Source organism: Marinobacter sp. PE14, assembly GCF_053566155.1.
The window spans coordinates 1,125,989-1,138,232 of record NZ_JBQXNY010000001.1 but is presented as its reverse complement, the minus strand read 5'-3'; the positions used below and the strand labels follow the sequence as shown (position 1 = coordinate 1,138,232).

Genomic DNA, 12,244 nt, shown 5'->3' with positions numbered 1-12,244 from the left:
GCTAGAATAAAGGCCTCTCGTATTGGCAGGTGCCATTTTTCGATCTCAAAAGAAGGACGTCCGGGTCTTATGCAGAACTACTACAAATCCGCCAAGCTGGATAACGTGTGTTATGAAATCCGTGGCGTGGTTCTGCGGGAAGCACGCCGGCTCGAGGAAGAGGGTCACCGGGTACTCAAGCTCAATATTGGCAACCCTGCAGCGTTCGAGCTGGATGTCCCGGAAGAAATCCAGCAGGACGTCATCTACAACATGCACCAGGCCCAAGGCTATGTGGAGTCGAAGGGGTTGTTCTCCGCCCGCAAGGCGGTCATGCACTACTGCCAGCAGCGGGGTATCGACAAGGTCGATATTGACGATATTTTCCTGGGCAACGGCGTCAGCGAGCTGATCGTCATGACCATGCAGGCCATGTTGAATACCGGCGATGAAGTGCTGATCCCGGCGCCCGACTATCCCTTGTGGACCGCAGCGGTCACACTTTCCAGCGGCAAGCCCGTACACTACCGCTGCGATGAACAGCAGGACTGGTTTCCGGATATTGACGATATCCGCAAGAAAATCACCCGGCGGACCCGCGCCATTGTGCTGATCAACCCCAACAACCCGACCGGGGCGGTGTATTCAAAGGAGCTTCTGGAACAGGTCATTGAACTTGCCCGCAAACACAACCTGATCATTCTTTCGGACGAGATCTACGACAAGATCCTCTACGATGGTACCCAGCACATTTCCACCGCCTCACTGGCCGACGACGTGCTGTTCTTTACCTATAACGGCCTGTCCAAGAATTACCGTGCAGCGGGTTACCGCTCTGGGTGGATGATCGTCAGTGGGGCAAAACACCGGGCGAAGGATCTGATCGAGGGCATCGACATGCTCTCCAATATGCGCCTGTGTGCCAATGTTCCGGCGCAACTGGCCATTCAGACAGCGTTGGGAGGCTATCAGTCCATCAACGATCTGGTGGCGCCGGGCGGACGTCTTTACGAGCAGCGGGAAACCGCCTGGCGTATGCTCAACGACATTCCGGGGGTGAGCTGTGTCAAACCCCAGGGGGCGCTGTACCTGTTCCCGAAACTGGATCCCAAGCACTTCCCCATCGTGAACGACGAGAAACTGGTTCTGGACCTGTTGTTACAGGAGAAAATCCTGCTGGTGCAGGGGTCTGCTTTCAATATCGATGACAGGCAGCACCTGAGAGTCGTGTTCCTGCCCAGGGAAGATACCCTCGAGGACGCCATGGGCCGGCTCGGCAATTTCCTTGGCCAATACCAGCAATAACGGGGAAAACCATGGCGGATATTCACGTCGAGGAATTCTACAAGGATGCGGCCATTGGCCTGGTGCAGTTATACGGCGCCTTTCCCAGGCGCATCAACCTGTTCGTTGAGGACATTGCCGGTCCGGATGAGCCGGACGAATTTGGCCTGCACAGCAAGCGACACATGGCCTGTTTCGGCGCCCTGCTCTGGCTCGCAGAGGAAGGCCTGCTCCGGTACGTCGACACCATCCGTCAGGAAGCATTGGACCAGGCGGTTCTTACAAGAGACGCCTTTATCCGCCTGAGCGCGCCGGCGCCAAAGACTCTGACCAGCGAATTCGGAATCCCCGAGGAAACTGCTGCCAGTAATCTGCCTCCTTCCGTTCAGGAGGATCTTTCTACCCACATCCACCTGATCCGCAAGGCGCTGCGCGGGGGGAACTCCGCCCGAATCAGCCAGATCATGCAGGCAACCTTTTTTGCCGACCGCGACAATTATTAAATCACCGTAAACTCGTTGATTGATTGAACCGCGACCGCATATAACGGTCTGAATAGCGGCTTTATTTTCTTTGACGAACTGATCAGGGAACCAACATGCGTATTCTGCTGTTTCTGGCAACCAACCTTGCTGTCATCCTTGTCGCCAGCTTTACACTGCGACTGTTGGGCGTGGATAGCTACCTCGCCCAGAATGGTATTCAGTATGGCTCTTTGCTGGCCTTCGCGGCGGTCTTCGGATTTGCCGGCGCCATCGTGTCTCTGCTGATATCCAAACGAATGGCCAAGTGGAGCACCAAGGCCCGAGTTATTGATTCCCCGAGAACACCTGCCGAGCGCTGGCTGGTGGATACCGTAGCCGAGTTGGCGAAGAACGCCGGTATCGGGATGCCGGAGGTGGCCATTTTCCCGGCGTCCCAGTCCAATGCTTTCGCAACAGGCTGGAACAAGAACGATGCGCTGGTGGCTGTCAGCGAGGGCCTTTTGCATCGTTTTAACAAGGATGAGATCCGGGCGGTCTTGGGCCACGAAATCGGCCACGTTGCCAATGGTGACATGATCACACTGGCTTTGATTCAGGGTGTGGTGAATACCTTCGTCATCTTCGCGTCCAGGGTCATCGGCTCCTTTGTCGACCGGGTGATCTTCAAGAATGAAAGCGGGCACGGCCTTGGGTTTTTCGCCGTCAGCATCGTTGCCGAGATTGTCCTCGGCATCCTGGCCAGCACGATCGTGTTCTGGTTCTCCCGTCGCCGGGAATTCCGGGCGGATATCGCCGGTGCCCAGCTGGCGGGCCGTTCAGCCATGATCAGTGCACTGGCGAGGCTGAAGCAGGAAAGCGAGGTGCCGGATCAGATGCCGGACTCCCTCCAGGCATTCGGCATCAATCGCGGAGCCCGGGGCGGCCTGAGTGCCCTGTTCATGACGCACCCGCCCCTGGAAGACCGGATACAGGCATTGCAGCACGCCAGGTTATAAGAAAAACGGGGCCCTGGGGCCCCGTTTCCTGTTGTACAGTTGTGACTTGTTCAGATCTTCAACTTGAATCCAATGGCCCGGAAACTGTCCTGCAGCGATTTGCTGGTTCCCTTGAGCTGAATCTTGAGACTGGAGCACTCCCGACGTACCGGGTAATCACGACGCAGCCGGTCAAAGGCCGCACCTCGCTCTTCAACGGATCCCGTCATGGCATTACGCAGCCGGGCATCGTCGGGACGAGGGTCATAGCAGGCCCTCAGCGCAATGCGGATAGCATCTTCTTCGTCGGCCGAGCTGGTAAAGGAAATCTTGCTAAGCGCCGGCTCGGGTAGAAACTGGCCGGCTTTTTTGCGAACCGGCAAGCCCAGAAACTGGCTCAGAGCCTGGTAGATCATTTCCGTTCCCTGAACCTTGCCTTCCAGGCTGTACCCGGCGATGTGCGGTGTCGCCAGCCAGACCCGATCAACCATTTCGGGCTGAATCCTCGGCTCCTGTTCCCAGACATCCAGCGCCACGGCAGGCGCATTGCCCTGCTCCAGCCGGGCCAGCAATGCTGACGAGTCGATGACTTCTCCACGACCAGCATTTATGAGGAGCTGGTTTGCACCCAGAGCCTCAAGCTCGCGATGACCGATCATATGCAGAGTGGGATGGTCCCCTCCCCGGGTCAAGGGTGTGTGCAGGGACACCACATCACACTTCATGGCTTCTTCCAGCGACACAAACTCCTGGTCGTCGTCTTCCCGGTCCGCCCTGGGTGGATCACAGAGGCGCACATCAAATCCAAGGCGCTCCAGCTTGTGGGCCAATTCGCAACCAACATTACCGACCCCAACAATACCAACGCTGAGCTGGGACCAGTCAGCCAGGCCACGCCGCTCGGCATGCAGTGAAAGCACGGACAACACGTACTCGGCAACACTGTTGGCGTTACAGCCCGGCGCCGCCGAGAATCGAATACCCGCACCCTTGAGCCAGTCGAGATCGACATGGTCGGTACCGATGGTGGTTGTGCCGACAAACCGGACCCGACTGCCCTCCAGGAGCTCACGGTTTACCCTGGTGACGGAACGAACCAGCACGATATCGGCATCCCGAACATCCTCATTCGACATGGAACGGCCGGATACCCGGCGAATCTCGCCGATATCGCCGAAAAAGGAATCCAGTAAAGGAATGTTTTCGTCTGCTACGATCAACATGGTGATATCCGGCCCTGTCAGTTCCTGCGCTGACGCTGATTGCGCCCACCCTGACCACGTCCACCGCCCCCCTGCGGGCGACGACCGCGCTTGCGGGTAATTGGCGGATTGTCCATCGGCGCCATGAGCGCCTCATCGGGCACGGCAGTCTTCAGCTTCTGGCTGATGTAGGTTTCGATGGCTGGAAGCGCGAACGAGTCATCCTCACCGGCGAAACTGATGGAAACCCCATGCTTGCCAGCCCTGCCTGTGCGGCCAATCCGGTGCACATAATCTTCGGCATTATCAGGCAGATTGTAGTTGAAAACGTGGGTGACGCCGTTGACGTGAATGCCTCGGCCAGCCACATCAGTGGCCACCAGGACCTGAATGCTGCCTTTTTTGAACTGGTCCAGGGTTTTGAGGCGTTTGTTCTGGGCGATTTCGCCCGACATCAGAGCCACCTTGACGCCCTGATTCCTCAGGTCTTCTTCCAGGTCGCGGCACTGGTCCCGGCGGTTGGCAAATACCAGCGCCTTTTCCACTTCCGGCCGCTTCAGGAAATTGACGAGCACCGGCAGCTTTTCATCGTCGCCCACCAGGTAGACGGTCTGCTCAACCCGCTCCGCCGTTTTTTGCTCCGGCTCAATTTCGACAAACTCCGCGTTGCTCGTCCACATGGAAGCGAGGTTCAGCACGTCCTGGTTGAACGTGGCACTGAACAGCAGGGTCTGGCGTTCCTCTTTGGGTGTGCATTTGCGGATAATCCGCTTCACATCGGGAATGAAGCCCATGTCCAGCATGCGATCAGCCTCATCAAGGATCAGGATGTCGAGCTGGTCCAGAAATACGTCCTGGGATCCGAGGAAATCGATCAGGCGGCCCGGGGTGGCAACCAGAATGTCAACGATCTCATTCTGCAACTGATCGCGCTGCTTGTCATAGTTCATGCCACCCACAACTGTTACTACGTTGTGACCGGTATGCTGACACAGTTGCTCAGCGTCTTTCGCGATCTGCATCGCCAGCTCCCGGGTTGGCGCCAGGGCCAGAACCCGAGGCTCAGAGGCAAAACGGTCCTTTTCGGGAATCGGGGTTTCCAGCAAACTCTGGATCGCCGTAATCAGAAACGCAGCGGTTTTGCCGGTGCCGGTCTGCGCCTGACCAATCAGATCTTCGCAGGCCAGTGTCCAGGGCAGTGTTTCCGCCTGAATGGGTGTGCAGTATTCAAAACCAATGGCCGTAATGGCATCCAGCAAACGTTTGTCGAGGTTCAGATCGCTGAATCTCAGATCGCCGGTGTGTTTTGGGTCAGATGTCATAAAGTCTCAGTTTTCCTGGGAATGTCCTGATTCAGAATATAGCGGAGCGATACGTCGGGCATCTTCATGCCAGCGTTCTTCTAGGATTTCTCCGGTACCGTAAAATGTGGCCAGCGAGTCAAAAAATCTTTGGGCCCGGGGCGGCAACCCCCGTTCCAGATACTCACTTGCCTGGTCTCTGACGCCCTGCCGGAACCGCTCTTCATCGGCGGCGCCAACGCCGGAGAGGTTGTCCACGCTGATGTGAAAACGGGACCCTGCAGCCACCGAAAACAACCACTCAATGGCCTGGGGCTTGACCTCAACCTGCTCGAACGCCTGTTGCTGCTGCAGTGTCCGGCCATCCGGACAGTACCAGTAACCATAGTCACGAAGTGTGCGCCGGTGCTCACCAGCAATACACCAGTGGCTTATTTCATGCAAAGCACTGGCATAATAGCCATGAGCGAAAACGACCTGTGCGAGACCTTCCGGACCGCTGGCAGGCAAGTATTCAGGTTCATCACTGCCTTTGACCAGAACTGTCCGGTATGCTTCCCGGAAAAGGTCATTAAACAGCATGATAAGATCATTTGGACTGTGATTCATTGGGTGGCTATTGTGCGACTTTACCGCCCCCAATACCAGAGGGAACTTTGACAGTCACGTCGTGTCCATGGCTGGCGTGCGCCGGCGCCGATTGCGGTGTAACAGTCCCACTTGAAAAGACTCTGAACAGAGAGACACCAACCGGGAAATCTTACAATCAATGATGGCTTTTGCTGCAGTAACGACGATAAAACGCCAATGGGTAAATCCACTGAGCCTGATTCTGGCACTCACCCTGGTGTGTTTGACTTCTCCCTCCGCCTGGGCACTCGGCGGCAATGGGGGCTCGCTTTTCGGTGGCCAGGGTAGCGACTTTCTGCCTGTCGACGAAGCGCTGCCCTTCAGTTTTTCGACCGACGCTGACACTGTGGCTCTCTCCTGGAATATCACGCCCGGGCACTACCTGTATCGCGACCGGATCAGTATCACCGCTACGAATCCCGATGTAGGCCTGGGCGAACCGGCTTTCTCGGCGCCAGGCACAGTGACCGAAGACGAGTTCTTCGGCAAAACCACCGTTTTCTTTGATCCCGTTGAAGCCCGCGTGCCGGTCACACTTCCTGCTGGCATCGGGGAAGCCGAACTTCAGGTAACCTACCAGGGCTGCGCCAAAGCAGGCTTGTGTTACCCGCCCCAGACCCGGGATGTACTCTTCTACCGGGGTAGCGGCGGATCCGGCTCTCAGACCGCCGCAACAGCGGGTTTTGCGTCAGGCGACAGTGTTTCCGTCGACACGGAAACCGCCACCGGCCTGGCCGGCTTTCTGGCCCAGCAATCCACCCTGGTCATTGCCGGTGTATTTTTGCTCCTCGGGTTGGGACTCACCTTCACCCCCTGTGTACTGCCCATGGTCCCGATTATTTCCTCGCTGGTTTCCGGCAGAAACACCCGGACGACCGGCCATGCCCTGCTCCTGTCCGGTAGCTATGTGTTGGGCATGGCACTCACATACGCTGCGGCCGGCGTGCTGACTGGCTTGCTGGGGGCCAGCTTCAATCTTCAGGCGCAATTGCAGTCACCCTGGGTTCTGAGCGTCTTTGCGCTGCTGTTTGTCGTTTTCTCATTGTCTATGTTCGATCTGTTCGAAATCCAGCTGCCTCGCTTTATTCGCGAACCACTGAATGATGCCAGTCACCGGCTTACGGGGAGTCGGGTATTCAGTATTTTCGGTATCGGCGCCCTGTCAGCGCTGATCGTATCGCCCTGCGTATCGGCGCCACTCGCCGGCAGCCTGCTGTATATCTCGACGACCCAGGACGCCGTAATCGGCGGGGTTGCTCTGTTTGCGCTTGGACTTGGAATGGGCATTCCGCTGATTCTGGTGGCGGTGGGTGGCCGGAAACTGCTACCAACGACCGGCCACTGGATGACCGCCGTGAAGCACTTCTATGGTGTGATGTTGCTTGCCGTAGCCATCTGGCTGGTTGAACGCCTGGTGCCGGGTTGGCTGGCACTGACCCTGTGGGGTCTTCTCGTCGCCATTACCGGCGTTCAACTGGGAGCCTTTGACGCTGCCAAGGCGGGCTGGGAGCGCACTCGTAAAGGTCTGGGCCTGGTCCTCTTCGCCTATGGTCTGGCGTTGCTGGCGGGCGCCGTGGGTGGCGCCAATGACCCATTGAAACCTCTGGCGCCATTCACCATCGCTTCAGCGTCGTCAGGTGGCATCGGGACCGCTGGGATCCAGCACGCGGATTTCGTGCGGGTCGAACGGCCGGCGGAAATTCAGGCGATGCTAGAACAGGCTCGTGAGCAGGGCCGGCCCGTGCTTCTCGATTTCTACGCCGACTGGTGCATCTCCTGCAAGGTGATGGAACGCAATGTGTTCAGCAAACCGGATGTAATCCAGGCGCTCAGCCCCTTCACCCTGCTTCAGATCGACATGACGGATAACACCCCTGAACAGCAGGCCATGCTGGACGAACTGGGCCTGTTCGGGCCGCCAGCCATACTATTTTATGGCAGCAGCGGGGAAGAACTCGCCCAACGACGAGTGCTGGGCGAAATGGATCGGGAGGAATTCCTTGGTCACCTGCAGACGCTGCGGCCGGAAGTGTGACCGGCAAGATCGCTATTGCCCCCGACGTATCAGGTAGATAAACAGGTCATCTTCCTCCACCTGTTTCACCAGTTCGTGGCCTAGAAACTGGCAGAATCTGGGTATGTCTCGGGTGGTAGAGGGGTCGGTCGCCACAACCCGCAACACGCCACCGGGCTGAACATCGTTGATGCGATTGTGAAGCATCATGACCGGTTCCGGGCAGAAAAGGCCGCGGGCGTCCAGCTCAAGGTCGTAGTCGGTTGCGGTCACACTTCGTCTCCTGTCAATGAACCTGATTTTTCGTGAAAACCTGCTAAATTATTGTTTATAACAGTTAAACCACTTGGAGGTTTCTCATGATCCGGGTTCTGATCGAACGCCATATTGCCGAAACCCTTGAAACAGCCTACGAAGAGCGGTCGCGCAAGGTTCTGCAGCAGGCTGTCAGTGCCCCCGGTTTCATTTCCGGCGAAACCCTGCTCGACAGCCACGACCCCAATCACCGGATAACACTGGCGAACTGGCGCTCCGAAGCAGACTGGGATCGATGGTTTCACTCCGATGAGCGCCGTGAGCTCATGCTGGAGCTTATCCCCATGATGGACGAAGAAGAGCACATTACAGTGCTGGAGCAAAGCGCCTTTTAACCCGTCCGCTCGATGAAACAGGTTATTTCTTCCCTGTCATGGTAAAGGTGGCGGGCTTTAAGGCGAAAACCAATGCCCGCCTCTTTCAGGCCGTTAACGAGAATGTCCCGGCAGATCAGCCACTCGTCATAGCGCTTTTTCATGGGCAACTTCAGGTTGAAAACCGTGTAACGGCAAAGACCTTCACCAAGCCAGGTCACAGCCAATTTTGCCGTTTTCCGGGGCTGATCCACAATGTCGCAGACCATCCAGTCTATGCCGCGCCTCGGCCGCCAACCATAGCCATCCGCCTCCACATGCTCCACCTGCCCAGAGGCCATCAATTCGGGATTCATTGGGCCATTGTCGACTGCGGTTACCATCATCCCCTGACGCACAAGCTGCCAGGTCCAGCCGCCCGGGGCGGCTCCGAGATCCGCGGCCTTCTTGCCACCTCCGAGGTAGTCCAGTTCCTGTTCCGGAGGCAGAAACACCTTCCACGCCTCTTCGAGCTTGAGGGCAGAGCGACTGGGTGCTGATGCCGGCAGCCGCAGGCGCGGGATGCCACCGACATACCGTGCCCGGTTATCCGCCAGACTGAAACCGACGACCGCCGACGTAAAATCCGGGAGAAAAACCTCCAGACGCGCCGGCGCAGGAGCATTCTGGTCAGCCTTCAGGAGGCCGGCTCCGCGCAAACCGCGGGAGAGCGGAGACACCCACTTGCGGGCAAAGTTTCCAAGGTCTCCATCCGCGTTGTTTTCCGGTAGCCGGACTTCCAGCCGCGCACAACCCGGAAAACCGCGCCCAAGTCCACGGATTCCCTCGATAACGGCACCGACCCTGTCAGTCTCTGGCAAGCTGAATTGCCCGAGAACGACAATCCAGTCACGGACGAAGACCAGTTCCTCGAGAGGCAGACGAGCCATTACATCATCGGCGGTTTCCGGAGCCGCCGGGTAGAAGCGCGCCAGACCCTGGTCTTTCAGGGGCTCGAAATACCCGAAAATACCTCGCTCCGAGGCTGAGTCGGTCATTTCACGGCCGGCTTCGGTTTCAAAGCCTGGCCTGCAAAACACAAGAATCTGTTCCATGCATGTCCTGAATCAGGGTCGGAAACCAACCCGTAAAAGTTGAAACTGTTTAACAGCTTAGATTGTCTTCTCTGGCTACACTTCCCGCTCTGATAACCGCGGGAAGCCATGAATGTCGTTCGTTTTGCGCTTGATTGCCATTCTCTGCCTTTTGCTGGCCCCTGCCCTGGCGCTGCCAGACACGGGTGCGGTGCCGTCGGACTGCCCTGTGCTTGAGGCCACCGATACTGCTGCCCGCGCCTCCCTGATGCAGTACGTGTGCTATTACAGTGCGCCGCCGGGGGCGCCCGGACATGAAGCAAGGAATCCGGACCAACTCCCCCGAAATATCGAGTGGACCGCGGCAAACGGCCGGGACCTGGTATTCAGCCACACCAAATCCGTTTACTGGGTACACCTGCACGTCAGGAACTCAGGCGCTGAGCGGGCCGCCTGGTACCTGAAACTCAACTACCCCCTGCTGGACGAAGTCACATTCTGGCAGGCGGGTAATGATACTACAGAGACACTGGTTACCGGAGATCAGCGGCCTTTCCGGTCCAGGGCGGTAGACTACCGGTACTTTCTGCTCCCCGTCACACTGGATGGCGGTGAAACCCGGTCTCTGACGATCCGCATCCACAGCAATGGCGCACTGAACGTGCCGCTCAGCTTTGAAACCCCGGCGGAGGTCATTGCCCGCAGTAATCATCTGACGCTGACCCACGGGCTATTCTACGGCGCGCTCCTGGTATTTGCGGTCTTCAACCTTCTGCTGTTTTTCAGCTCCGGGACCGGCTATTACTTCTACAACGCGTTTTACCTGGCAGCACTCGGACTCTTTCTTTTCGCCATGGGCGGCTTCGCAAACCAGTACTTCTGGCCAGACAACCCAAGCTTTGCCAATACATCCATCCCCCTGTCTTTGTCGCTTTGCGCCCTGGCCATGATCCTTTTCGGCCGGTCCTTTCTGGAAGTAGATCGCGGAACCATCTCGGAAACGGTCCTCAAGGGGCAGGCCTGGTTCTGCATTGGCTTCCTGGGGCTGACACTGATTCTGCCCTACAACAAAACCATTCTGCTCAATACCGTTCTTGCGCTGACGGTTATTTCAAGCCTGTTCATCATCGCAGCGGTTAGATGGAAACAGGGGTATCAGCCGGCCATGTGGTATCTGCTGGCATGGCTGATCATGCTGGTTGGTGGTCTGATCTATGCACTGGCGGCTTTTGGCTATCTGCATGACTTTCTTGCACGGGAGGCGCTGATGCAATCAGCAGTGGGGGGACAGGTGATCCTGCTGAACTATGCGATGGTGCAAAGATGGCGCCTGCTGAACCAGAAGCTTCTGGACGTGGAACACAATGCAAGGACAGAACTGGAATTCAAGGTGCATGAACGCACCGCGCAGCTGCGGAACACCATGCGGGAACTGGAAAAGGCCAACCGCAAGCTATCGACACTGAGCCTGAATGACGCCCTGACCGGCCTTTACAATCGCCGGCACCTGAACAACATATTCCCCGAGCTGTGCGCCGAAGCGCGGCGCACGTCCCAGCCACTAACCCTGGCGCTGGTCGATGCCGACCATTTCAAGAACATTAACGACACCTGGGGCCATGGCTTTGGGGACAGCTGTCTTCAGTTCATCGCCGAAATGCTGACCCGGCACGTAAAACGCCCCCGGGATGTCGCCATCCGATTCGGTGGTGAAGAGTTTGCATTACTCTTGCCCGGAACCGATGCGACTGGTGCTTTCAATGTCTGTTCCGCACTTCTGCAAGACATCGCCAAGAAGCCACTACTCTCCCCGGACGGCAACAAAGTGAGAATAACCCTCAGCGCAGGTATCGCATCGCTCAACTCCGGCGAGACCCAGAACCAACTGTTCGAACGAGCAGATGAGGCCCTGTACTGTGCAAAAAGCAAAGGCCGCAACCGGGCTGAGCTCTCTGAGGCTATCGGGGTCCAGTAGAGATCAGGCTCAAAGCCGCTCATCCACAAAGATCCGGGTTTCCCGGGCAGCCGCCGCGATCAGTTCACTTTGAGTCTGTACCTGGCTTTTCAGCGGCTGGAAATCGTGATTGCCCCCTTCCAGCCAGTGCAACCGGATTCCCTCCAGCTCCTGCTCATGGCCGGCCATCTCGGAAGGCTTCCCAAAAGGATCCCGGGTTCCCTGAAGCACCAGCATGGGGCAGCTCACATCCTGGAAATGTGCGGTACGCCAGCGGTCGAGCTTCCCGGGCGGATGGAAGGGATAACCAAAGCAGGCGACACCATCAATACCTTCCCGGCGGCTGGCCAGGATGCTGGCCATGCGTCCACCCATGGATTTGCCACCCACCAGAACCCTGCAGGCAGCTCCGCAATCTGATCGCACCTGGTCAACCACCCGGGTAAAGCAGTCCAGCAACACGTGCTCTCTGTCGGGCGGTCGCTTCTTTCCATCCAGACGCCTTTTCTGCATGTACGGGAACTCAAAACGTACCGTCGCAATGCCCTCACGCTCCAGCGCTGCCGAAAGCTCTTCCATGAAAGCCGAATCGGCCGGCGCACCGGCGCCGTGCGCCAAAATCAGTGCAACTTTGGACCCATTCCCATAGCCTTTGGTCTTAATCAACTCCACAGAATTCACCTCATCCAGTTAAGCGACTATCATTGCTCTCAGGCAAC

At 57.5% G+C, this 12,244-nt stretch carries 12 protein-coding genes; 6 read left to right on the top strand and 6 right to left on the bottom strand.

Annotated features, from left to right (window positions below; translation table 11 throughout):
• Window positions 1-69 precede the first annotated feature (69 nt).
• The 3 genes from ACWJ62_RS05385 (at window position 70) to htpX (ending at window position 2,743) form a co-directional block, all read left to right on the top strand.
• Entirely contained in the window at window positions 70-1,284 is a 1,215-nt protein-coding gene (locus ACWJ62_RS05385) for a pyridoxal phosphate-dependent aminotransferase (RefSeq protein WP_014577437.1), read from the top strand.
• A gap of 11 nt (window positions 1,285-1,295) precedes the next feature.
• A complete protein-coding gene (locus ACWJ62_RS05380) occupies window positions 1,296-1,766 on the top strand; it encodes a hypothetical protein (RefSeq protein WP_449285248.1) in 471 nt (156 codons plus the stop codon).
• A gap of 95 nt (window positions 1,767-1,861) precedes the next feature.
• Window positions 1,862-2,743: a protease HtpX gene (htpX, locus tag ACWJ62_RS05375; protein ID WP_449285247.1), complete on the top strand. Its 882-nt coding sequence runs from the start codon at window positions 1,862-1,864 to the stop codon at window positions 2,741-2,743.
• A 50-nt stretch (window positions 2,744-2,793) separates the two neighbouring features.
• On the opposite strand, the gene pdxB is transcribed toward htpX, so the two are convergent.
• From pdxB to ACWJ62_RS05360, 3 genes are read right to left on the bottom strand one after another with little or no spacing between them, the layout of a single operon-like run.
• A complete protein-coding gene (pdxB, locus tag ACWJ62_RS05370) occupies window positions 2,794-3,945 on the bottom strand; it encodes a 4-phosphoerythronate dehydrogenase PdxB (RefSeq protein WP_449285246.1) in 1,152 nt (383 codons plus the stop codon).
• A gap of 17 nt (window positions 3,946-3,962) precedes the next feature.
• On the bottom strand, window positions 3,963-5,246 hold the full coding sequence (locus ACWJ62_RS05365) for a DEAD/DEAH box helicase (protein ID WP_053112247.1): 1,284 nt from the start codon (window positions 5,244-5,246) through the stop codon (window positions 3,963-3,965).
• A gap of 6 nt (window positions 5,247-5,252) precedes the next feature.
• Window positions 5,253-5,807: an elongation factor P hydroxylase gene (locus ACWJ62_RS05360; protein WP_449285245.1), complete on the bottom strand. Its 555-nt coding sequence runs from the start codon at window positions 5,805-5,807 to the stop codon at window positions 5,253-5,255.
• Between the two features lie 187 nt (window positions 5,808-5,994).
• Between ACWJ62_RS05360 and dsbD the strand changes: the two genes are divergently transcribed.
• Window positions 5,995-7,890, top strand: coding sequence for a protein-disulfide reductase DsbD (gene dsbD, locus ACWJ62_RS05355; RefSeq protein WP_449285244.1), 1,896 nt, complete (start codon window positions 5,995-5,997; stop codon window positions 7,888-7,890).
• A gap of 12 nt (window positions 7,891-7,902) precedes the next feature.
• Here dsbD and tusA read toward each other — a convergent pair whose 3' ends face one another.
• Window positions 7,903-8,142, bottom strand: a complete 240-nt coding sequence (tusA, locus tag ACWJ62_RS05350) for a sulfurtransferase TusA (RefSeq protein WP_449285243.1) — start codon at window positions 8,140-8,142, stop codon at window positions 7,903-7,905.
• 86 nt (window positions 8,143-8,228) lie between these two features.
• Between tusA and ACWJ62_RS05345 the strand changes: the two genes are divergently transcribed.
• Window positions 8,229-8,519, top strand: a complete 291-nt coding sequence (locus tag ACWJ62_RS05345) for an antibiotic biosynthesis monooxygenase family protein (protein WP_014577445.1) — start codon at window positions 8,229-8,231, stop codon at window positions 8,517-8,519.
• Here ACWJ62_RS05345 and rlmM read toward each other — a convergent pair.
• Window positions 8,516-9,592 carry a 23S rRNA (cytidine(2498)-2'-O)-methyltransferase RlmM gene (rlmM, locus tag ACWJ62_RS05340; protein WP_449285242.1) on the bottom strand — a complete coding sequence of 359 codons (1,077 nt, stop codon included), beginning with the start codon at window positions 9,590-9,592 and terminating at the stop codon, window positions 8,516-8,518. The genes ACWJ62_RS05345 and rlmM overlap by 4 nt on opposite strands.
• Before the next feature lie 112 nt (window positions 9,593-9,704).
• Here rlmM and ACWJ62_RS05335 point away from each other — a divergent pair, with 112 nt between their 5' ends.
• Window positions 9,705-11,546 carry a sensor domain-containing diguanylate cyclase gene (locus tag ACWJ62_RS05335; protein WP_449285241.1) on the top strand — a complete coding sequence of 614 codons (1,842 nt, stop codon included), beginning with the start codon at window positions 9,705-9,707 and terminating at the stop codon, window positions 11,544-11,546.
• 9 nt (window positions 11,547-11,555) lie between these two features.
• Here ACWJ62_RS05335 and ACWJ62_RS05330 read toward each other — a convergent pair whose 3' ends face one another.
• Entirely contained in the window at window positions 11,556-12,197 is a 642-nt protein-coding gene (locus ACWJ62_RS05330) for an alpha/beta family hydrolase (RefSeq protein WP_449285240.1), read from the bottom strand.
• Between the last annotated feature and the right edge of the window lie 47 nt (window positions 12,198-12,244).

What these genes read in the sequence shown, in the direction of transcription:
- ACWJ62_RS05385 (WP_014577437.1), top strand. Translation starts at nt 70, where the DNA reads ATGCAGAACTACTACAAATCCGCCAAGCTGGATAACGTGTGTTATGAA.
- ACWJ62_RS05345 (WP_014577445.1), top strand. Translation starts at nt 8,229, where the DNA reads ATGATCCGGGTTCTGATCGAACGCCATATTGCCGAAACCCTTGAAACA.
- ACWJ62_RS05360 (WP_449285245.1), bottom strand. Translation starts at nt 5,807, where the DNA reads ATGCTGTTTAATGACCTTTTCCGGGAAGCATACCGGACAGTTCTGGTC.
- ACWJ62_RS05380 (WP_449285248.1), top strand. Translation starts at nt 1,296, where the DNA reads ATGGCGGATATTCACGTCGAGGAATTCTACAAGGATGCGGCCATTGGC.
- dsbD (WP_449285244.1), top strand. Translation starts at nt 5,995, where the DNA reads ATGATGGCTTTTGCTGCAGTAACGACGATAAAACGCCAATGGGTAAAT.
- ACWJ62_RS05335 (WP_449285241.1), top strand. Translation starts at nt 9,705, where the DNA reads ATGTCGTTCGTTTTGCGCTTGATTGCCATTCTCTGCCTTTTGCTGGCC.
- rlmM (WP_449285242.1), bottom strand. Translation starts at nt 9,592, where the DNA reads ATGGAACAGATTCTTGTGTTTTGCAGGCCAGGCTTTGAAACCGAAGCC.
- ACWJ62_RS05365 (WP_053112247.1), bottom strand. Translation starts at nt 5,246, where the DNA reads ATGACATCTGACCCAAAACACACCGGCGATCTGAGATTCAGCGATCTG.
- htpX (WP_449285247.1), top strand. Translation starts at nt 1,862, where the DNA reads ATGCGTATTCTGCTGTTTCTGGCAACCAACCTTGCTGTCATCCTTGTC.
- pdxB (WP_449285246.1), bottom strand. Translation starts at nt 3,945, where the DNA reads ATGTTGATCGTAGCAGACGAAAACATTCCTTTACTGGATTCCTTTTTC.